The 21,900-nt window shown below is 46.7% G+C and carries 14 protein-coding genes; 3 read left to right on the top strand and 11 right to left on the bottom strand.

The window, feature by feature from the left end:
* Nucleotides 1–150: 150 nt before the first annotated feature.
* On the top strand, nt 151–2,445 hold the full coding sequence (locus tag K7A41_RS20400; protein ID WP_265715233.1) for a TonB-dependent receptor: 2,295 nt from the start codon (nt 151–153) through the stop codon (nt 2,443–2,445).
* Nucleotides 2,446–2,614: 169 nt separating this feature from the next.
* Here K7A41_RS20400 and K7A41_RS20395 read toward each other — a convergent pair whose 3' ends face one another.
* Nucleotides 2,615–3,169, bottom strand: coding sequence for a ferritin (locus K7A41_RS20395; RefSeq protein ID WP_028070045.1), 555 nt, complete (start codon nt 3,167–3,169; stop codon nt 2,615–2,617).
* A gap of 171 nt (nt 3,170–3,340) precedes the next feature.
* A complete protein-coding gene (locus K7A41_RS20390; protein ID WP_265715232.1) occupies nt 3,341–3,997 on the bottom strand; it encodes a tetratricopeptide repeat protein in 657 nt (218 codons plus the stop codon).
* Between the two features lie 348 nt (nt 3,998–4,345).
* Between K7A41_RS20390 and lon the strand changes: the two genes are divergently transcribed.
* Nucleotides 4,346–6,823, top strand: a complete 2,478-nt coding sequence (lon, locus tag K7A41_RS20385) for an endopeptidase La (RefSeq protein WP_265715231.1) — start codon at nt 4,346–4,348, stop codon at nt 6,821–6,823.
* A gap of 125 nt (nt 6,824–6,948) precedes the next feature.
* On the opposite strand, the gene dctA is transcribed toward lon, so the two are convergent.
* The 9 genes from dctA to K7A41_RS20340 all read right to left on the bottom strand — a co-directional run bounded on the left by dctA (nt 6,949) and on the right by K7A41_RS20340 (nt 20,736).
* Nucleotides 6,949–8,202, bottom strand: a complete 1,254-nt coding sequence (gene dctA / locus K7A41_RS20380; protein WP_028070042.1) for a C4-dicarboxylate transporter DctA — start codon at nt 8,200–8,202, stop codon at nt 6,949–6,951.
* Between the two features lie 4 nt (nt 8,203–8,206).
* Nucleotides 8,207–9,262, bottom strand: a complete 1,056-nt coding sequence (locus K7A41_RS20375) for an alpha/beta hydrolase (RefSeq protein WP_265715229.1) — start codon at nt 9,260–9,262, stop codon at nt 8,207–8,209.
* Nucleotides 9,263–9,353: 91 nt separating this feature from the next.
* Entirely contained in the window at nt 9,354–11,264 is a 1,911-nt protein-coding gene (locus K7A41_RS20370; protein WP_265715228.1) for a class II glutamine amidotransferase, read from the bottom strand.
* A 120-nt stretch (nt 11,265–11,384) separates the two neighbouring features.
* Nucleotides 11,385–13,262 carry an Nramp family divalent metal transporter gene (locus K7A41_RS20365; RefSeq protein WP_265715226.1) on the bottom strand — a complete coding sequence of 626 codons (1,878 nt, stop codon included), beginning with the start codon at nt 13,260–13,262 and terminating at the stop codon, nt 11,385–11,387.
* Nucleotides 13,263–13,346: 84 nt separating this feature from the next.
* A complete protein-coding gene (locus tag K7A41_RS20360) occupies nt 13,347–13,949 on the bottom strand; it encodes a 2'-5' RNA ligase family protein (protein WP_028070038.1) in 603 nt (200 codons plus the stop codon).
* 88 nt (nt 13,950–14,037) lie between these two features.
* A complete protein-coding gene (locus K7A41_RS20355; protein WP_265715225.1) occupies nt 14,038–15,990 on the bottom strand; it encodes a gamma-glutamyltransferase family protein in 1,953 nt (650 codons plus the stop codon).
* A 202-nt stretch (nt 15,991–16,192) separates the two neighbouring features.
* Nucleotides 16,193–17,869: a sodium/sugar symporter gene (locus tag K7A41_RS20350; protein WP_265715223.1), complete on the bottom strand. Its 1,677-nt coding sequence runs from the start codon at nt 17,867–17,869 to the stop codon at nt 16,193–16,195.
* Nucleotides 17,870–17,921: 52 nt separating this feature from the next.
* Nucleotides 17,922–19,250, bottom strand: a complete 1,329-nt coding sequence (xylA, locus tag K7A41_RS20345) for a xylose isomerase (RefSeq protein ID WP_265715222.1) — start codon at nt 19,248–19,250, stop codon at nt 17,922–17,924.
* Nucleotide 19,251: 1 nt separating this feature from the next.
* The gene (locus K7A41_RS20340; protein WP_265715221.1) at nt 19,252–20,736 is read right to left on the bottom strand and encodes a xylulokinase; all 1,485 of its coding nucleotides are present in this window, start codon (nt 20,734–20,736) and stop codon (nt 19,252–19,254) included.
* Between the two features lie 120 nt (nt 20,737–20,856).
* Between K7A41_RS20340 and K7A41_RS20335 the strand changes: the two genes are divergently transcribed.
* Nucleotides 20,857–21,882, top strand: a complete 1,026-nt coding sequence (locus K7A41_RS20335) for a LacI family DNA-binding transcriptional regulator (RefSeq protein ID WP_028070033.1) — start codon at nt 20,857–20,859, stop codon at nt 21,880–21,882.
* Nucleotides 21,883–21,900: the final 18 nt, after the last annotated feature.

The raw sequence follows: 21,900 nt of genomic DNA, 5'->3' as shown, positions 1-21,900 counted from the left end.
TAACAACAAATTGATCAATCACGCTAAATGGAGCGAAACGCAACTCGCATGGAGTAGCGACGTTGCTGCTTTTGCATGATAATGATCTTTTTTCCAAAAACGACCAACGTGCTGTGACATGTTGTTCAGCACCTAAAAAAATAATTACAGATGAAAAACTACATATTGGGCAGCATATTGACATTTGTCTGCTCCTTCTACCTATTTTCGGCAACTGCTGCAAGCATATCCGGCAAAATCACCGATGCCAAAACAGGCCAGCCTATTGCCGGCGCAACAATATCGCTATTGCAGCTTCGCTCAAGCACCTCTTCCGATCAAGCTGGGCGATACGCTTTCAAATCCCTCCCCTCCAGCGGGCGATATCTCATCGAAGTGCGCTACATCGGCTACCAGTCACTTATCAGAACCGTGGACCTGACCGCCGAAGATGTCACCCTGGATGTTGTGCTTACGGAAAGTATCATCGAGACCAATGAGGTCGTGGTGACAGGAACACTGGTGACCGCACAGAGCCGGCGCAACAGCACCTCCGTGTCCGTAATCTCCAAAGATGAGCTGCAGGGAAATGCAACAAATTTTATTGATGCCTTAGCACGCCAGGTGCCGGGTTTGAGCCAGGTTACGACAGGACAGGGCATCTCCAAACCTGTCATCCGTGGACTGGGCTACAACCGTGTTGTCACCGTCAATAATGGTGTGAAACAAATGGGACAGCAATGGGGGGACGAACACGGTATCGAGATCGACCAAAACCAGCCCGATCGCGTTGAAGTACTACGTGGAGCAGCTTCTCTCATGTACGGATCGGATGCCATTGGCGGTGTCATCAATGTGCTGGATCCCAATGCCCCAGCTCCCGGTGAAATAAAAGGTGAACTGCTGTCCAGCTACTCGACAAATAATGGGTTGACAAACAATTCATTGATGCTAACAGGTAATCAGAATGGCTTTGTCTGGCGTGGACGCGGATCTTATCAGAATGCCTATGCGTATAATACGCCAGCAGGCAGGTACATCAATAGCGGCTTCAACAACAGCAGTGCCAGCGGTATGGTCGGCCTCAACAAGCAATGGGGATTTTCCCACCTAAACTTCTCGTACCTGAAAAATAACATTGGCTTTCATGAGGCCGAACCGGGAGATGTGCTATATGGCAACTCCAAAAGTCGTCGTCTGGATTACCCAAAACAGGATATCCGCCACTATAAGGTCTCTATGAACAACAATTTTGTGATCGGTACAGGTCACCTGAAACTGGATCTAGGGTATCAAAAAAACCAACGCCGGGAACTGGAAGAAGCGACTCCCTCACTATTTTTTGATCTCAACACCTATTCATTGGATGCCAAATACTATCTGGGCGAAACCAACGGCTGGCAAAAGGTCTTTGGGATCAGTGCCAGTCAGGAACATAGTGTAAATAAAGGAAATGAATTTTTGATTCCAGCCTATGACCAGGTCGAACTGGGCGCCTTCGGATACGCCAAAAAGACCTGGGATGCCAACACTTTTAGTCTAGGCCTGCGTTACGATTATGTCAACAGTAAAGGCAAGCAGCTTATCGTGGATGATGAAGAACAGTTCCCGGGATTCAGAAACAAATTCAGCAACGTCAGTACGGCATTGGGCTTTACACATAGCTTCAGTGAAGATCTCAATTTCAAAGCCAACGCAGGCTCGGCCTTTAGGGCTCCAAACCCAGCCGAGCTGGGCTCTAACGGCGTCCATGAGGGAACCGCCCGCTATGAAATCGGCAACGAAAATCTGAAGGCGGAACGGAGTTATCAGGCTGACGCCACGCTTGAGTTTGGTCATAGCATCGTGACGGGAAGCATCGGAATCTACGAGAATTATATCCATAATTTCATCTACGCATCGGCTCAGAAAGGTGACGTAAAAACGATCGTGGACGAGGACGACAATACCCATACCTACGACGTATATCGCTATGGGCAGGTAAACGCCAACCTCTTCGGGTTTGAAGGAAGCCTAAACTTTCACCTGATGAACTGGATCCATCTGGACAACAACTTCAGTTATACGCACGCACAAAACAATACCTTTGACCGGCCCCTAGCCTTGATTCCTGCCGCTGTGTTACACAACACATTACGACTGGAACCTAAGATCCGAGGTCTGCACGCCTTCTACTTCGCTGTCGGACTGGACAATTATTTTAAACAGAATCGAATCGACGAAACCTTCGAAACGGCAGCAGCTTCATACACACTGCTCAATGCGTCTCTGGGGACGACACTACATGTCGGAAGGCAGCCGCTAAAGGTGTACGCTTCGGCATCCAATCTGACGGACAAACGTTATTATGATGCCCTGAGCCGATTACGGCCGGGAAGATTATCACAAGACGACCCTAGTTTCGGGGTTTATAATATGGGAAGAAATATTACGGTAGGCGTCTACCTGCCCTTCACCATAAAATAATATCACATATAAAACAGGAGCCGAATCGGCTCCTGTTTTTTTAACTATCACACTTATTGATTCACGCTTCTTCATTAAAGCATGAATGCTCATGCGTTATATTGGCAACAGGACAGCGTCATATGATGACATCGTCAGCATTCGCAAACAACGACTAGCCAATTCCATCTTATTTAGGATCATCTGCTGTTGACTCTCTCGCCAATGGTACGTCATCCGGCATTTGCTCCAACGAAGAATCCAACGCAAATAGTGACTCGTCCGAAGCACGGTCGCCCCCTGCAATCTTCAGCTTGTCGATCAGCTCAAGCGCGAGCTTCTCTTCCTCGATCTGCTCTTTGACAAACCATTGTGCAAAATTCCATGTCGCCCAGTCTTTCTGTTCCATAGCGAGGTTGACAATCCGATAAATTGCTTCCGTGTTGTCTACTTCATGTTTAAATACACGGTTGAAACATTCGGTCAAGGTCTGAGGATCGGCGGGCGGAGCTGCGATTGCCTGTATCCGGGGCCGGCCTCCTCTTTCCAGGATATACCCCATGATCTTGGTCATATGGTTGCGCTCTTCCTGCGCATGCCGATATAGAAAATTGGCTATTCCTCCGTATCCCTGATCATCGGCCCATACGCCCAAAGCAAGATAAATCTGGGACGCTTCAGCCTCTTTTGTCATTTGACTGATTAGAATGTCTTCCATTTCCTTTGACAAACGATTCGTTTCCATATTGTTATTTTTATTGTTGATTCATAAAAAGAACAGCCAGAAGCTTATTTCGTTTTGGAATTATGACTCAAATAGCATGGGCGGCTTCACTGCCCAGTACAGGTCACCGCGCATAGATCCAAAAAAAAAGGAAACCCGAGAGTTTCCTTTTTTTTTGAAATATCATCTAGCTTATTTCAAGTTGTCTCTATATACCTTTGCTTTTTTGATCTCTGTCTGGATATCTTTTTTGGATGCGTCAAAGCTCAATACTTTTTCGTAATCTTTGATCGCATTATTATACGCATCGGTCGCCATTGCCTTATTGTAGTTCGGTGTTCCGGCAGTACCGGTTAAAATACCTAGATCGCGGTTAGCAATCGCCCTATTTTGGTAAAATTTAGGATCTGTTGACGTGATTGCAATCGCTTTTGAATAGTCTTCAATCGCAAGGCGCAACAACTGCTCCTTATTTGCAACGGAGATCTTGTTATTCGACTGAACCGCTAGATTGTTATTTGCTTTTGCTTTGAAATACAGTGCATTGGCGTTTTTTGGACTTAATGCGACGACCTTTCCAAACGTCTCTGCTGATTTTTTGTAATCACCGTTCTGAAATTGAGAGTATCCCAGCATATACAGTACATCCGGGTCTTTTCCCTCTTGCGGCAAAGCTTTTGTTAAATAAGACTCCGCATTTTTGAAGTCACCGTCCAAAAGCGCTTTTTGACCCATGCGCACATTCGCGTTGCTATGTTCTGTCTGCTTTTGTTGCTGCGCATTGACGCTTAGTGCTGTCAAAGCAAAAACTCCGGTAAACAAACCTAATTTAAGTGATTTTAAGTTCATATCTAAATTGTTACGTTTTTTATCAATATTTCTGTTGAATGGTCGTTACTGGACATTTGTTACCCTTTCAAACAACAAAGTAGGGTACACTTCATTTTGGATTTCCTGCCAACGATTATTCTTTCACCTTCCAATATTACAATTATTATGCCTATTTATCCAACAAATGGCAGATAAATTTTATTTAACCTGCCTTTTTTTCATATTCTCGAAAATAGATTTGTAATTTTGCTACCTTTTAGCAATTGGCACTCCGCTTGCAATATAGGGGAAACACTATTTGAAGCTTAAAATTTGAACGTTGGCCGACAAAATGTCAGCGACTGCCAAATACACAAAATAAACACTATGAGCAAATTCGAAACTTTTGATTTCAGTCAGGCAATTCCAATCGTTGCAGAAGATACAGAATTCTTCCCACTATTGACACAACAGGATGAAGACGATATGGCAAATGCTGAAATTCCAGAAGCATTATCTATTTTGCCTTTACGCAATACCGTGTTATTCCCCGGTGTTGTCATTCCCATTACCGTCGGAAGAGATAAATCCATCAGGTTGGTCAAAGATGCCTACAAAGGCAATAAGACAATAGGCGTGGTCTCACAGAAAGATATGACCGTAGAGGACCCTGGGTTTGAAGAACTAAACAAAGTAGGTACTGTGGCCCACATCATCAAGGTGCTCCAGATGCCTGATGGCAACACCACCGTCATCATCCAGGGCAAACAGCGCTTTAACCTCGTCGAAATCGTCGAAACCGAGCCCTATCTCAAGGCTCGTGTGGAGAAGTTCGCTGAAGCCAAGCCAAAGATGACCAAGCATTTCAAGGCGACCATTTCGACCTTGAAAGAAATGGCACTACAGATTATCCAACTTTCACCAAATCTGCCCAGTGAGGCAGGAATCGCAATCAAAAATATTGAAAGCCCCTCTTTTCTGATCAATTTCATTTCGTCCAATATCAATGTGGAGATGGTCAAAAAACAGGAGCTGCTCCAGATAGCCAAAGTGGAAAACCGCGCAAAGCTACTGCTCGAGTTGCTAACCGCCGAAATCCAGATGCTCGAACTCAAAAACCAGATTCAAAATAAGGTACGCGTCGATCTGGACAAACAGCAACGGGATTATTTCCTGAATCAGCAGCTGAAAACCATTCAGGAAGAACTTGGTGGCAATACGCCTGACCTAGAGCTCGAAGAGTTAAAAAAACGCGGCAAGACAAAAAAATGGAATGTCGATGTCGAAAAGCATTTCAACAAAGAGCTGGAGAAGTTGTCCCGGATCAATCCTGCAGCCGCAGATTACTCCGTACAGCTCAATTACCTGGAACTGCTGCTCGATCTACCATGGAACGAAACTACCAAAGACAACTTTGACTTAAATAAAGCCCAAAAAGTCCTGGATAGGGATCACTACGGGCTGGAGAAAGTAAAAAAACGGATTATTGAATACTTAGCGGTACTGAAGCTAAAAAATGATATGAAGGCGCCGATTCTTTGCCTGGTAGGCCCTCCGGGAGTCGGCAAAACTTCCCTGGGACGCTCCATAGCGAAAGCACTGGGCCGCAAATATACACGTATGGCCTTGGGTGGCGTGCGCGACGAGGCCGAAATCAGAGGCCACCGCAAAACCTATATCGGTGCAATGCCGGGCCGTATCATCCAGTCGCTGAAAAAAGCAGGTGCAGCTAATCCCGTCTTTATCCTGGACGAGATCGATAAAATGAGCGCTGACTTTAAAGGCGACCCTTCTTCTGCCCTGCTGGAAGTCCTCGACCCAGAACAAAATACGCATTTCTATGATCACTATGTAGAAATGGAATTCGATCTTTCCAAGGTGATGTTTATCGCGACAGCCAACTCCCTGAGTGCTATCCAACCCGCCTTATTGGACAGGATGGAAATCATTGAGGTCAACGGTTATACCATTGAGGAAAAAATAGAAATCGCCAAAAAACACCTGCTTCCAAAGCAGCGCGAGATGCATGGAATGGCAGCCAAAGATGTGACTCTGAAGGGCAAAATCATCGAAAAAATTATCGAAGATTATACCCGTGAGTCCGGTGTACGCGGACTGGAAAAGAAAATAGGCTCGATTGTCCGCGGTATCGCTACACGCATCGTCATGGAGAAAGATTATAACCCAAGTATCAACGAACAGGATGTCCTGGACATCCTCGGGGCGCCAATCTTTGACAAAGACATTTACGAAAACAATAATGTAGCCGGTGTAGTGACAGGATTGGCATGGACATCTGTAGGTGGTGACATTCTCTTTATTGAATCGTCCCTGAGTCCTGGTAAAGGCCGCCTGAGTCTGACAGGTAACCTCGGCGATGTCATGAAAGAATCGGCATCCATTGCTTTAGCGTATTTGAAAGCACATGCTGCTTCTTTCGGTATCGACTACCGGGTCTTTGACCACTGGGATATCCATATCCACGTACCTGCGGGTGCTATTCCAAAAGATGGCCCATCGGCAGGGATAACCATGCTGACAGCACTGACTTCCTTATTCACACAACGCAAAGTGAGAGAGAAGCTGGCGATGACAGGAGAGATTACACTCCGCGGAAAAGTACTCCCTGTCGGTGGTATCAAGGAAAAAATCTTAGCGGCCAAACGGGCCAATATCAAAGACATTATCCTTTGCAAATCCAATGAAAAAGATATCCAGGAAATCAAAGAAGATTATATCAAAGACATGCAGTTCCACTATGTGACCGAAATGTCCCAGGTGATTAAGCTGGCACTGCTCAACGAAAAAGTTGATGGTGCTCTGGATTTGACTCAAGGAATGGAAAACACCAAGAAAGAACTATAATCAGCTCCTGAACATATAAGATAGTTTGTCCATGACAACCAAGAGCCCGGTAGTACCGGGCTCTTGTTCGTTTAGACTTATCGCTTGTACCGAAAATACGTTTACATAGTCGTTTCTGCCGAGTATCAGCCAAGTTTTTCATGAAGAAGCTGCTCATCCAGGCTATCTTCATACTTGGAAATGACCAACGTAGCCGCAGAATTACCGATCAGATTGGTGATGGCTCTTGCCTCACTCATAAAACGGTCCACGCCGAAGACTAAGGCCACGGATTCCATAGGTACGTGGCCAACGACAGGCAGCGTGGCAGCCAAAGTCACAAAACCACTTCCCGTCACCCCTGCAGCACCTTTGGAGGTCAACAGCAGTACCAAGAGCAGCGTTATTTCCTGCTCCAGGCTCAGGTGCATATTGAGTGCCTGTGAAATGAATACCGCCGCCATCGTCAGATAAATACTCGTTCCATCCAGATTAAAAGAATATCCGGTGGGAATCACCAGCCCCACAACTGATTTGGCGCAGCCAGCTTCTTCCATTTTTTGCATAATGCCCGGCAAGGCGGATTCCGAAGAGGACGTTCCCAGTACAATCAGGATCTCTCCTTTGATGTATTTTAAAAATTTGAAAATATTGACCTTGACATAGAAATGCAATACCGCCCCGATAACAATAACAATAAAGATAATACAGGTCAGATAGAAACTTAGCATCAGCATTCCCAATTTAGTCAGGGCCTTGATTCCAAAAGCGCCTATGGTAAATCCCATCGCTCCCATAGCACCTATAGGAGCCAGATACATCACCATCTTAATAATGGAAAAAAGTACCTTAAGGAAAGATTGCAGAACATTGATAATGGGTTCAGAAGCCTTTTGACCGATCTTTGTCATCCCGACACCAAACAATACGGCAAAAACCAGCACCTGCAGCAAATTGTCGGAAGCGACCGAGGCAATGACATTGTCCGGGATAATTCCGATGACAAAATCCATGAATGTGTGGGGTTTCTTGGACTCGGCAATATAGTGAGACACTGAAGAGATATCCAGACTGGCAGGATCGGCATTCATCCCTCTGCCCGGCTCAATGATATTCACAAAGACCAAACCGATAATCAAGGCTACGGTGGTCATGATCTCGAAATAAATAATGGAGGTCAGCCCTATTTTTCCTACTTTCTTTACATCCTTCATCCCCGCAATCCCGATCACGATCGAACTGAAGATCAATGGTGCGATTACCATCTTGATCAACTTGATAAAGGCATCCCCAAGAGGCTTGAGCTTGACAGCAAAATCCGGAAAAAAGGCCCCAAAGAAAATACCGACCAATATTCCCACGATGACCTGAAAATAGAGACTTTTAAAAATGTGCTTCATGTGCTTAACGATTTACAGCAATTCCCTCTGCTTTTAATAGACTTTTAAACTTGGGATTCCGGATGTATTTGTTAAAATTGTGACTTTTCATGCCTGTAAAATCCGTATACTTAATGATGGGATAATGCTTCATCAGCTCATTGCATACATCCACTTTATACCCGAGATCGGTGGCCTTCAGCTTATTGGACAGAAAACCGACAAATTTCTTTAACATCACGTCCGTATTGTTGACAGTAATATGGATCTTCTTGACCTGCTTGCTTAAAGTACAAAATGAATCGGTTCCACTGACGATATCCTTTATCTTAAAATCATCAATACCTATGGCTGGTGCAAGCATGATACAGGTAATATCGTTACCGTTTTCAGCAAGTTTTTTCACATCACTGACATCCACATTGTGGTTTTCCAATGTTCCTTTGGCAAAACTCTCGCTAAAGGTTGCACTGCTCAGCGCACTCAGGACAACGGATGCACCACGGCTGTGCGAAATCAGGATAATCTTTTTATTATGGATGCTGTTCAGCAGATTCCGTAATCCAAACTCACCCGCCATCTGGCTGAACGAGGTGGCGGAAAACCATACTTTCGCACCACTGAAGGGATTTGTAGTATGTAGTCCGTCCCAGTAAAACTTGATCACCTCATCCTTGGTCGGATTGAGCTTGATCAACTTGCGCATATACTCATAACTCACGTTAACCTCATCCGAAGGGGCATTGAACCCATGTACAAAAATAAAGACCCGATCCTTGGACTTAACTTTGCTACTCACCGCCAACATGCGCGTTTTCTCAAAGCTCTTCAATTGCTTTTCAATGCCTTTTTCCGTAGCAATCTTCATCAGTGAATAGGCATTGATATCCCCACTTTTTGGGGGCTCGCCATAAGTTTTACGCCAATTGTCGGGATAGAAATTACCGTTTTGGTCTACAAAGGAATTGACGATGTTGGGTTTGTCAAAGGAATTGGGGTAAGGACCTTTGGGCACATTGTGCGTGATGCCGCAGGAAGCCAGTACAAAAAGAAAAATAACATAGAAAAAAGGTCCTCTCATGCAATCAGTTATTTAGGGAATATGATCCGCATTACGAATATATAAAAAAAGGGATGCATAAATGCATCCCCTATCTTGATTTTTTTTGTACCTAATTGCTGAAGTACGCGCGTACATTTTTACCTTCTATCCAGTTCATATACGCCTTGTTGACCACCTTATTACCTCCCGGCGTCGGGTAATCTCCGGAGAAATACCAATCCCCTTTATGCGCAGGGCAGGCTTTATGTAGATTGTCAAGGGTCTGGTACACAACTTGCAATTCGGCTTTCAGATGGTGAGGTCTCACAATACGTGCGATCTCTTCAGAAATTTCCTCATCGGTAAACGGCGCATAGATGGCCTTTACATAGTTCTCAATTTCATTTACATCCTGCAGCATAGACTGTACACAATTTTGATAAACCTCATCAATGACGTGTGCCATACCGCTCTGTTTCAACAGATTGATCGCGGCCTCAAAGGCAACGAATTCACCCATCCGTGACATATCAATACCGTAGCAGTCCGGATAACGGATTTGTGGTGCCGACGAGACAATCACAATCTTTTTAGGATTCAGACGGTCCAAAATCGTTAGGATACTCTGCTTGAGGGTTGTCCCCCGCACGATCGAATCGTCGATGGCGACAATCGTATCTTCGTGATCCTTCACGATACCATAAGTGGTATCATAGACGTGCTGCACCATATCCGTTCGGTCTGCATCCTGAGTGATGAATGTACGCAACTTGGCGTCTTTCACATTGAGTTTTTCAAAACGCGGTTTGATGCTCAAAATCTCATTCAGCTCGGCATCCGAAATTTTATCCGAACGGTTTAGCAAGGTTTCTTTTTGAAAATCCCTGACATAGGTATTGATACCGTCCATCAAGCCGTAATACGACACTTCGGCCGTGTTAGGAATAAAGGAGAATACGGTATTTTTGATATTATTGTTTACTGACTCCAGTACCTGCGGCACGAGCAGGCGGCCCAGTTCTTTACGTTCTTTGTAGATATCCGCATCCGATCCACGGGAAAAATAGATACGCTCAAACGAACAGGAACGTTGTTCGACAGGTTGTCTGAACATCTCCTCAGTCACTGTACCATCTTTCTTCGCAATCAGTGCATGTCCGGGCTTGATTTCTTTTACCGCACCGATAGGTACATTAAAAGCTGTCTGAATCACGGGCCTTTCGGAGGCCACAACGAGAATTTCCTCATCCTGATAGTAGAATGCCGGACGGATTCCCGCAGGATCACGCATCACAAAGGCATCCCCGTGACCAAAGATACCGGCGATCGTATAACCGCCGTCCCAAGTCTTCGCCGAACGCTTTAAAATCTTGGCAACATCAATATTTTTGGCTATCAACGAGCTGATCTCAATATTTGAGTAGCCCTCTTTTTTGAACTGGTCAAAAAGCTCCTGGTTTTCATCGTCGAGAAAGTGGCCGATTTTTTCCAGCACCGTAACGGTATCGGCTTTTTCTTTCGGGTGCTGCCCAAGCTCATATAGCTGCTGCAACAGCTCATCCACGTTGGTCATGTTAAAGTTGCCCGCTACAACCAGATTACGGGACATCCAGTTGTTCTGTCTCAAAAAGGGGTGACAGCTTTCAATACTGTTCTTGCCGTGCGTTCCATAGCGCAAATGTCCTAATAGTACTTCACCGGTAAAACTAACATTATCCTTTAACCATTGGGTATCCTTTGACTCCTCTGGAAAAGCCTTCTGCACAGAAGCAAATTTCTTCTGCACATATTCGAAGATGTCTGCCACAGCAGATGAACCCATGGCTCTGTAACGTGAAATGTAACGATTTCCAGGTTTAACATCAAACTTAATGGTTGCAATTCCAGCCCCGTCTTGTCCACGGTTGTGCTGCTTCTCCATTAATAGGTACAATTTGTTGATGCCATAGAATGGCGTACCATATTTTTCCTGATAATAAGATAAGGGTTTTAACAGGCGAATTAGTGCGATTCCGCACTCGTGTTTAATAGCGTCGCTCATATCTTGATTTGATGACGCAAAAATAAGAATTATTTAGAACATACCGACCTGGTGCCGCACTTTTTCAGCAATAAAATTACAGTGAATAGACAGTGGATCTTTCAGATAGCACACGACATCTTATTGCGCAATAAATACCGGAATCTTTACTGCATGACGCAACTTGTTGACCGTCTCCCCAAAAACAAAGTCCTTCACACCAGTATGACCGTGGCTGCCTACGACCAGCAAATCTGCACCGTACTTTTCACACACCTCGGCAATGCTTTTGATCCGGTTGTTATACCCCAGCTCATATTCGGTCTGATGCCCTTTGGAAAGTAGGAAGTCGGCATAGAGCTTGAGCCGCTCCAGATCCTGACGGGATTCGAAATCATCTGTCGATTCGCCCGTATATTTGACCGATGCACTCTCTACGATATGAACCACGACAAAGGTCGTGTCGGCATGCGATAGCTGTAAGGCGTACTGAATGACTTTCTGATCGGAGCTAGAATAATCCAGCGCTATGACGACCTTTTTGAACGATCCCTTGTCTTCGAAATGCAGCGCCTCAAACGGCGGATGCACCTCCAGCTCTGTCGGTTTTGATTTGCGCAGGATAGGATATAGAACGGTCATGACCAACAGCAAGAATAAGCCCAGGGCGCCAACAACCAACAGTACGGTCACAATCGGATTGTTTGCCTCGGCGATCCAGCCCACGACCTCATCGTATACCAATTTAAAATTCAGAACGGCAATGACTGCCGCAATCAGCCAGGCAAAGATCTTCGTCACCGGTTTAATGGCAAAATCGCCCATCTTGACTTTATCACTGACAAAATGGATCAGTGGAATGACGGCAAAGGCCAGTTGCATGCTGAGCACGACCTGACTAAAGATCAGCAGCTGTCCCACACGGCCCTCTCCGGAGATCAGAATCACCAATACAGCGGGTACAATCGCAAGCAGCCTGGTAATGATCCGGCGCAAGGTCGGACTGATCCGCAGCCGCAGATAGCCCTCCATCACGATCTGTCCAGCAAGGGTACCAGTCACTGTTGAGCTCTGCCCAGCCAGGATCAGCGCCACAGCAAATAACTTGGAAGCCCACTCCGTTCCTAAAAGGTTGCCCAGCAGATGGTAAGCGTCTTCCAGCTCAGCGACATCATGCATACCGTTTTTATGGAATACCGATGCAGCCAATATCAAAATGGCTGCGTTCACAAAGAACGCGAGATTCAAAGCGATGGCACTATCCCAGAAATTGTATTTTAATGATTTCCGGATCGAAACCTCATTCCGGTCAATCTTACGGGTCTGAACCAGTGCCGAATGCAGGTACAAATTGTGAGGCATCACCGTCGCACCGATAATACCAATGGCAATGTAGAGCGCCGCGCTATTCGGGATGCTGGGAATAAATCCGGTGGCCACTTCAGCAAAATCCGGTTTTGCCAAAAACATTTCGACCAAAAAACACATGCCTATCAACGATATGAGCCCAATAATAAACAGCTCCATCTTACGCATCCCCAGCTTTTGCAGATATAACAATAGAAAGGTATCTGCAAAACTAATCAGTACCCCCCAGAGCAGGTCGATACCAAAAAGCAAATTGAGGCCGATTGCCATCCCCAGTACTTCAGCAAGGTCACAGGCAGCAATCGCGATCTCGGCCAGCACATACAGGATAAAGTTCATGCGCTTGGGATAAGTCTCCCGGTTGCACTGCGCCAGATCCTTTCCACGTACAATCCCCAGACGCGCGCAGAGATTCTGCAGCAACAGTGCCATAATATTGCTCATCAACAACACCCAGATCAGCGTATATCCAAACTGGCTACCGCCTGCAAGGTCTGTTGCCCAGTTGCCCGGATCCATATATCCCACACTGATCAGGTAGGCCGGACCGAAGAAACTCAATATCTTTTTAAATTTGGTTTTTCCTTTATTGACATCCACGCTTTCGTGGATATCGGATAATGATTTATGATGGGAATCGTCGTGATGCATAGCTAACTGTAAGGACAATATGTTCTATTGCTAGGCATAAAGATAAAAAGCTTTACATTATTAGACAATTAAACAGCCATATAATTAGAATTTAAATGAAAGCTGACCCGAATTTTCCTTTGACTGATTGCCGAATCCGATAAAGTCGAGCCCCTCATACTGCTTCATGTCCGGATTGTAGCGCCGGACATGCACGCCCTTGCACATAAAGCTCAGGTCCACTGCGCGTAATACGGCTTTTGCAAGCTCCAGCTGCCCGGTCTCCAGGCGGCGGCCGATAGAAATATGGGGTTCGTCGCTGACTTCGATCAGATCAAATGCTGCCAGCGTCTGCACCACTTTACGCGCACGGTCCTTTAAGTAACTCCGCGCATGCACAGTGGGCGCAATATAATAAGCACCGGTGGGGAAGGAAGAAAAATGATCAAAATAAACGTATTGACTGCGTTCATACGCTAAAGCCTCCTGCAAAGCCAAAGTAGCGGCAGCAAGTTTTTTCTCATCCCCCTCAAAGGCACAAATCGTCACGTGTGCCCTGGAATTGCAGCTGTGGTACCAACCTTTCGTTTTATCCGGGAAGCGCTCGGCCAGTGCCTGTCGCAAACGCTGCTTGAGGTCATCGACCAAGGCCATCCCCACTTCGTCAGGCTGGAAGACAAACGAATATTTACTGATAGTAACTTCCATAACATGCAATCTCCTTTGATCAGTACGTAAGATACCAAATCCGCAGAAGATAACAAAATGGAGATGTCAACTTCCAATGAAAGCATATTTACCAGCCAATGCCATAATCCTCACCATTGTTGCTGCTGCCGCCCCAGAATGTACCGTGTTTGCGGTCAAAGTAAATCGCATTGATCGGGCCGCTGGTCCGTTCGCCAAGCTGTATGCTATAGCCCATGCTTTGGAGCTGCTCAATCACTTCTTTGGCTGTACCTTTGTCCAGAAGCAAACTGCCAGAACGGGGCTTTCGGTCATCGAGTTTTGTTCCGCCCAGGGACAGCCACAACTGGTTGCTGTTGATATTGGCTGCCTCGCTGGCCTCTTGGGCAGTCATCCCGAATTCAACCATATTTAAAAAGAACTGCAGGAGGTTTTGATCCTGGGTATCGCCCCCCTGCACGGCAAAGGACAGAAATGGTTCGCCATCCTTTAGCGCCAGGGACGGTGTCAGTGTCACTCTCGGTCGCTTGCCCGGCATGACGACATTGAAGGGGTTGATCAGCGAATCGAGCACAAAGCTCTGCAGGCGCTGGCTCATGCCCACACCTGTATTGCCGGCGATGCAGGCCGGCAGCCAGCCTCCACTGGGTGTGATGGATACGACCCAGCCCTCGGCATCAGCAGCTTCCACGCTCGTCGTGCCGCGCATGAGGCGGTCCATATACACACTATCGCTCGCAGATGAAGCCCAGATGGCGGTCTGTGCTGCAGATGCAGGTGATAGGACGCTCGCGTCGTGTTTCGGGACAAAATCCTTATTCAGCTCCGTTTTCGGAGCATAACGTTCACTTCGCTGCTGCAATAAAGCCGTGTAGGGGTTCTTGCGGCCCTCATACGGATAGGGGTCACCTGGCAGCACCTGGGGACTATTGCGCCGGGGATCGATCAAGGCGGCCCTGGACTTCGCATAAGACTCGCTCAGCAGACCACGGATCGGTGTGCGGGGCTGGAAATACGGATCACCATAATAGAAGTCCCGGTCGGCAAAGGCCAGGTTCATCACCTGGTATAAGGTATGGATATATGCCGCTGAATTATACCCCATAGCCTTCAGATCAAAATTTTTGAGCAACTGCAGGCTTTGGAGCAACGCCGGCCCCTGAGTCCATTCCTGCAATTTATAGACATCGATCCCCTTATAATTGACATGCAGCGGCTCTTCTTCTAAAGGTTTCCAGTTCGCTAAATCTTCCTTGGTGATCAGCCCTCCCTGTTCCGTGCTTCCGCGAACAAATTCATCGGCGATGTCCCCCCTGTAAAACCGGTCATAGGCAGCCATGATGGCCGCTTTTCGGTCTTTCCCAGCTGCGAGTGCCTGTTTCTCTGCCTCCACCAGCTTTGTCAGGGTCTCAAGCAGATCTTGCTGCACAAAGATCTCTCCTGCTTCGGGCGCCTCACGCTCCTGTCCTGCATGCACCAAAAACACCTTCCTGCTGTAAGGCCATTGCTTGATCCGCGCTTTTCCACGCTCCATACTATTGGCCGTCTGTGCATCAATGGGATAGCCTGCCGCCATTTGCATCGCTGGGGCCAGCACTTCGGCCAGGCTCTTGGTGCCGTAATGGGCGAGCATATGACACAATCCGCCGGGAGTCCCCGGCGTCACCGCAGCAAGGGGTCCATATTCGGGGGGAAATTCGTAACCTTTGGATCGAAAGAAGTCTACTGTAGCGCCGCTGGGCGCAACTCCCAGGGCATTGATTGCAATGACTTTCTTTAGCTTAGGATGATAGATCAACGCCTGGGTCTCGCCACCCCAGCTCAATACATCCCACATGGTGCAGGTTGCCGCCAGCATCGCACAAGCGGCATCCACTGCATTGCCGCCTTGCTGAAATAGCTGCGCCCCGGCGGTCGCAGCCAACGGCTTGCCCGTGATTGCCATCCAATGTCTGCCATGCAAAGGGGGCTTTTGAGTACGCTGTGCCCGGCTCAGTCCCGGAACAGATACAGCTGCCAGCCCGATTAGGGCGGCTAATACAAACGACTGTTGTCTTTTCATCGTCAATCTTACGTTAATCACAGGTCCAGCGTCCGGCACCGGTATACCCTGAATGTATCTACCAGAACAAGATAAGAATTTTTTCATTTTTCACAGCTCTGCTTTTTCAAAGCAACATGAACAGAAACCAAGGCAGGATACAAAAAAAGAGCTCCGACCCTTGCGGAACGGAGCTCATTATACATTTGATAAAAGAATCGGATTACCAGTAAATGGAGTACAGCGCTGTCACCAGCAGAGCGACGATTAATGTACCGATTAAAAATGCTTTATGTGGCTTAAACATCGTTGTATCGACTTCCAAACCTTCAGGCACAACACCACGCTTGTTGTCCAGCAGACTGATAATGATCATACCGACGATACAGATGGCAAAGACGAAGCCCATACGGTCCAAAAATGGAATCTCATAGATCCCGGTAGCCGGATTTGGCACCGAAAACCCTGTAGACGCCAGGAAGGAAAGATCGGCCCAGTCCGGCAGCTTTTTGAAGATGATCGACAGGATAAATCCGCCGATCGTTGCAAAGAGAGCTGCATTGGAGGTTGTTTTCTTCCAGAAGAAGCCCAGGATAAACATCGCAAATATACCCGGTGAAACAAATCCAGTATACTCCTGAATATATTGAAATCCACCTTTTTTGTCGATACCTAAATGTGGAGCAATAATCACCGCCAAAATCATGGCCACGACGACCGTAAGCTTACCGATATTGACGAGCTTCTTGTCGGAAGCCTCCGTATTGAATACCTTTTTATAGATGTCAAGGGAAAAGATCGTAGCAATACTATTGGCTTTACCGGCGAGCGAAGCCACCACCGCAGCCGTCAGTGCCGCAAAGGAAAGTCCTTTAAGACCTGCCGGCAACAGGTTCAGCAATACTGGATAAGCATGGTCCGGATTGACCTCACCATGCTGCATCATCTCATTCTGGAACAAGCCATCTTTCCACATTACATAGGCCGCAATACCCGGAAGTACCACAATAATAGGCATCAGCAGCTTTAAGAATGCAGCAAACAGAATCCCGTTGCGGGCAGTCTTTAGATCAGCTCCCAGTGCCCGTTGTGTAATATATTGATTACAGCCCCAGTAGTTGAGGTTCACAATCCACATTCCACCGATCAGCACGGTTAATCCCGGAAGATCCAGGTAATTCTCGTTTTTGCGATCCAGAATCATATGGAAATGATCCGAGGCTTTTTCTGTCATCAAATGATAACCCTGTAATATCCCTGATCCACCATAATGCTCAGATACCAGGTTCAGCGCGAGATAGGTCGTTGCGAGACCGCCCAATACCAGGAAAAACACCTGAATAATATCCGTATAACCGATTACTTTCATTCCGCCCAGTGTAATGACCACTGCAAAGATGGCAATCGCGTACATACAGGCGTCGAGACTGATGCCTGAGATACTGCTGACAGCAATTGCTCCAAGATAGAGAATGGAAGTCAGATTGACCACCACATAAAGCAGCAGCCAAAAGACGGCCATAATCATGGCTACAGTACCGTTATACCGTTTGTGCAGGAACTGGGGCATCGTAAAGATTTTATTCTTCAGATAGACCGGAATAAAGAAGACTGCAACCACGATCAGGGTAATAGCAGCCATCCATTCATAAGTCGCAATGGCTAACCCCATTTTAAAACCTGATCCGCTCATGCCGATAAACTGCTCGGCCGAAATATTGGATGCGATCAAAGAAGCGCCGATCGCCCACCAAGTCAAGGAACCCTCGGCCAGAAAATAGTCTTTGGAACCGACCGATTCCGACTTTTTACGGTAATACACCCATAATCCATAACCTGCAACAATAATGAAGTATATCAGGAAAACGATGTAATCTTTTGTGCTTAAATAATTATTCATGTACTGGTAATTGGTTTAATTTGATCGCCTAATATAGAAATATTTTGAATAACTATATATATCTATTGATCAAATTTTCTAAATACTCCTGCTTACCGCTGACCGGCTGCGGCTCACCGAGTTCCACTGCCAGGTCTCTCAATTGCTCCAGAGTCAGTGCACCAGATTCAAATGAGGCACCAGATCCCTGATCAAAGGAAGCGTAGCGTTCGGCCCGGATTTTACGGTATTCGGAGTCTTCCAGGATACGCTCAGCAGTCAGCAGCGCACGTGCGAAGATATCCATACCACCAATATGCGCATAAAATAGATCTTGAGGATCGGTTGAGTTACGACGAATCTTTGCATCAAAGTTGACACCACCACCCTGGAAGCCACCACCTTCTAGGATAATCAACATCGACTCTGTCAGTTCATTGATATCGTTTGGAAACTGGTCTGTGTCCCAGCCGTTTTGGTAATCGCCACGGTTAGCATCGATAGAACCCAATTTTCCGGCATCGACAGCCACCTGCAGTTCGTGCTGGAAGGTATGGCCCGCCAATGTCGCGTGGTTCACTTCCAGATTCAGTTTGAAATCTTCCAGTAGATCGTATTGGCGTAGGAAGCCTAACACCGTAGCAGCGTCGTAGTCATATTGATGCTTGGTCGGCTCACAAGGTTTTGGCTCAATGAAGAAGGTGCCTTTAAATCCATTTTTACGAGCATAATCTTTAGCAAGGTGTAAGAATTTGGCAAGGTGTTCCTGTTCGCGCTTCATATTGGTATTGAGCAGGCTCATATAACCTTCCCTTCCACCCCAAAACACGTAGTTCTCTCCACCAAGAGCAATGGTCGCGTCCAGGGCCGCTTTCACCTGTGCAGCACCATGGGTCAGTACCTGAAAGTCCGGATTGGTTGCTGCACCGTTCATGTAACGGCGGTGACTAAACAGATTGGCAGTTCCCCAGAGGAGTTTCACCCCGCTGGCCTGCTGCTTTTCTTTCGCATAATCCACTATAGCCGCCAGTCTTTTTTCGTTCTCTAAGACATCGTCTGTATAATCGATCAGATCCACATCATGAAAACAATAGTAAGGTATATTCATCTTAGTGATGAATTCAAATGCTGCATCCATTTTATCTTTGGCCCGTGTCAGCACGTCGCTGCTCGCATCCCAAGGGAACACATGCGTACGGCCACCAAATGGATCCGAACCGTCTCCATTGAAGGAATGCCAATAAGAACAGGCAAACTTAAAATACTCTTCCATGGTTTTGCCCGCAACGATCTGCTTGGGATTATAATACCGAAAGGCCAGCGGATTCTTGCTGTCTTTGCCTTCGAACTGAATCTGTTCAATTCCCTTGAAAAATTCTTTTTGTCCTTTAATTATATTCATCTTATTTTAAATTGATTTTTGTGTTCAATAATTCTTTCCATTGCTGATAATACGTTTCATAGACATCGACCTGCTGTGGTTCAACAATGTACACCGGTTTTAGTGAATGAAAGGCATCTTTTGCATCGCTGTAATAGCCGCTTCCTATCCCTGCACCTAGAGCAGCGCCGACGCTGCCATCGTGATCAAAGATTTCGACCGGCACGCCAGTGGCGCCCACAAATGACTTCCGGAATACTTCACTCAGAAAAAGGTTTGTATTTCCGGCGCGAATCACCTCAGGATAAAAGCCGTTTTCGCGCATAATATCCAGACCGTAGCGGAAGGCAAAGGCAATTCCTTCCTGTATGGCACGCAAGATGTCGCTTGTGTCATGTCTGTTGAGATCTATGGAAGCGATCGACGCTCCGACCAGCTGGTTATGCAGCATGCGTTCGGCGCCGTTACCAAAAGGTATGACCTGTACCCCTTTGCTGCCGACCGGCGATGTGGCTGCCAGTGCATTGATCTGGTCATAGGAAAGCTCCTTCCCGAACAGTTTTTTGCCCCAGCTGTTCATGATGCCGGTCCCGTTGATGCAAAGCAGCATACCGGTACGGATCTCATCAGCACTGTAATTGACGTGCGCAAAGGTATTGACGCGTGATTCGGGATCGGCAATCAGCTGATCGCTAACACCGTATATCACCCCGGAGGTTCCGGCCGTAGCCGCGACTTCGCCGGGCTGCAGCACATTCAGCGACAGCGCATTATTGGGCTGGTCGCCAGCTTTATAATTAATGGTCACTGAGTCCGAAAGGCCCAGTTCGGCCGCTACAGCTTTGCTAATGGTACCATGCTCCGAAAATACGGGTCTGATTTCGGGAATAATCTGCTTATCGAAACCATAATAGTCCATCAGCGAAGTGGACAGGCTATTCTGTTCAAAGTCCCAAAATATCCCTTCCGAAAGTCCGGAGATCGAACTGCTGATGCTACCCGACAATTTCATCGCGATAAAGTCGCCCGGCAGCATGATCTTATCAATCTGTTCATAAATAGCTGGCTCGTTGGCTTTGACCCAAGCTAATTTGGAGGCGGTAAAATTGCCCGGAGAATTCAGATGATGCTGGAGATTGAATGTTTTTCCCAAAGCAGCAAAAGCGGCATTCCCCAATCCCACAGCTCTACTGTCACACCAGATGATGGCATTACGCAAGGGCCGCTGCTGCTTGTCCACAACGACAAGTCCGTGCATTTGGTAAGCAATTCCAATAGCCGTAATAGCTTTAGGGTCATACAATCCTGATGCATTCGCCTTCCAAAGCGCCTGCTTAAAATAGGCCCACCAATCCTGGGGATCCTGCTCGGCCCAATTGGGCTGCAGTGAAATAATCGGCGCTTCGGATTCAGGATATTGCACCGAACAGACTTTGCGCTGGGATGATGCCTCTACTATGGAGACCTTGACCGAAGATGTACCGACGTCTATACCTAACAAATACATGGTAATTTCTTAACTGGTTATAAATTTTAAAAACGGCGACGTTATTGCAACCGGTTGCATAAAAGTAGGAGATGTTTCTGAAATTTCCAAAAATTAAATAAAAATTATTTATTTTGGAGCGTGAATAAAAAAACGACCATATATGACATCGCACGTGAGCTTGGCATTACGGTTTCTACCGTCTCCCGTGCACTGAATAATGTACCTACCATTAGTGAGGCGACAAGACAACTGGTATTGAAGAAAGCGAAAGAACTGAATTACAGTGTCAATAAAATTGCATCTTCTCTATCTTCAGGCAAGTCCAATACCATTGGTGTCATCGTGCCTACCATGCAGATCCATTTTTTTGCGGAGGCGGTTCACAGTATCGAAAAAGAACTCAAGAAACATCGGTACAGCCTTCTGCTCTATCAGTCAAACGAGTCTTATGCGGACGAGGTCAACGGTGTCAAAACCCTGTTGGAAGCACAAGTGGATGGCATTATCGCGTCTCTTTCGCTGGAGACCCAGCAGACAGCGCATTTTCAGGAAGTCATCAGACAGGGTAAGTGCCTGATTATCTTTGACCGTACGCATCAGGATATCCAGGCCCCTGTTGTCAAACTCGATGATTTCGAGGCCGGGTATCTCGCGACCAGACATCTGATCGACCAAGGCTACCGCAATATCGGCTTTATAACAACCAATAAGGAGATCACCATTTTTAAAGATCGGGTCCGGGGATTTGAGGCGGCACTGCAAGACGCAGGTATACCACGACATGAAAGTCTGATTGTCCGCGGTAATCTGTCCATTGAAGCGGGTATCAAGGGGACCGGGCAACTGTTGCAGTCGCCTATCAAACCGGATGCAATTATCGGCGGTGATGATTTTACGGCCGTTGGTATCATGCAGGCACTTAAAGCCCAGCAGATTAATATTCCGGCAACGGGCGTCATTGGATTTGCAAACCAGAGGTTTTCATCCTTCATCACCCCTACACTCTCCAGCATCGATCAGCAGGCCAATAAAATGGGGGAAGAATGTGCTAAGCTTTTCCTAAAGATGGTGAAACAAAAAGACCCCTATGCAGCAATTGAGCAGGTGGTACTGAATCCCATTTTGGTCAAAAGGGAATCAACTGCGAGAAATCAGCAGTCATAACCCCGCCATACCTGCCGC

It is taken from the genome of Sphingobacterium sp. InxBP1 (assembly GCF_026191775.1).
Taxonomy (GTDB): Bacteria; Bacteroidota; Bacteroidia; order Sphingobacteriales; family Sphingobacteriaceae; genus Sphingobacterium; species Sphingobacterium thalpophilum.
Note: the sequence above shows the minus strand (reverse complement) of the source record. Positions and strands in the feature narration are given on the sequence as shown.

Coding starts and splice junctions, on each gene's coding strand:
- K7A41_RS20400 (WP_265715233.1), top strand. CDS start 151: ATGAAAAACTACATATTGGGCAGCATATTGACATTTGTCTGCTCCTTC.
- K7A41_RS20395 (WP_028070045.1), bottom strand. CDS start 3,169: ATGGAAACGAATCGTTTGTCAAAGGAAATGGAAGACATTCTAATCAGT.
- K7A41_RS20390 (WP_265715232.1), bottom strand. CDS start 3,997: ATGAACTTAAAATCACTTAAATTAGGTTTGTTTACCGGAGTTTTTGCT.
- lon (WP_265715231.1), top strand. CDS start 4,346: ATGAGCAAATTCGAAACTTTTGATTTCAGTCAGGCAATTCCAATCGTT.
- dctA (WP_028070042.1), bottom strand. CDS start 8,202: ATGAAGCACATTTTTAAAAGTCTCTATTTTCAGGTCATCGTGGGAATA.
- K7A41_RS20375 (WP_265715229.1), bottom strand. CDS start 9,262: ATGAGAGGACCTTTTTTCTATGTTATTTTTCTTTTTGTACTGGCTTCC.
- K7A41_RS20370 (WP_265715228.1), bottom strand. CDS start 11,264: ATGAGCGACGCTATTAAACACGAGTGCGGAATCGCACTAATTCGCCTG.
- K7A41_RS20365 (WP_265715226.1), bottom strand. CDS start 13,262: ATGCATCACGACGATTCCCATCATAAATCATTATCCGATATCCACGAA.
- K7A41_RS20360 (WP_028070038.1), bottom strand. CDS start 13,949: ATGGAAGTTACTATCAGTAAATATTCGTTTGTCTTCCAGCCTGACGAA.
- K7A41_RS20355 (WP_265715225.1), bottom strand. CDS start 15,990: ATGAAAAGACAACAGTCGTTTGTATTAGCCGCCCTAATCGGGCTGGCA.
- K7A41_RS20350 (WP_265715223.1), bottom strand. CDS start 17,869: ATGAATAATTATTTAAGCACAAAAGATTACATCGTTTTCCTGATATAC.
- xylA (WP_265715222.1), bottom strand. CDS start 19,250: ATGAATATAATTAAAGGACAAAAAGAATTTTTCAAGGGAATTGAACAG.
- K7A41_RS20340 (WP_265715221.1), bottom strand. CDS start 20,736: ATGTATTTGTTAGGTATAGACGTCGGTACATCTTCGGTCAAGGTCTCC.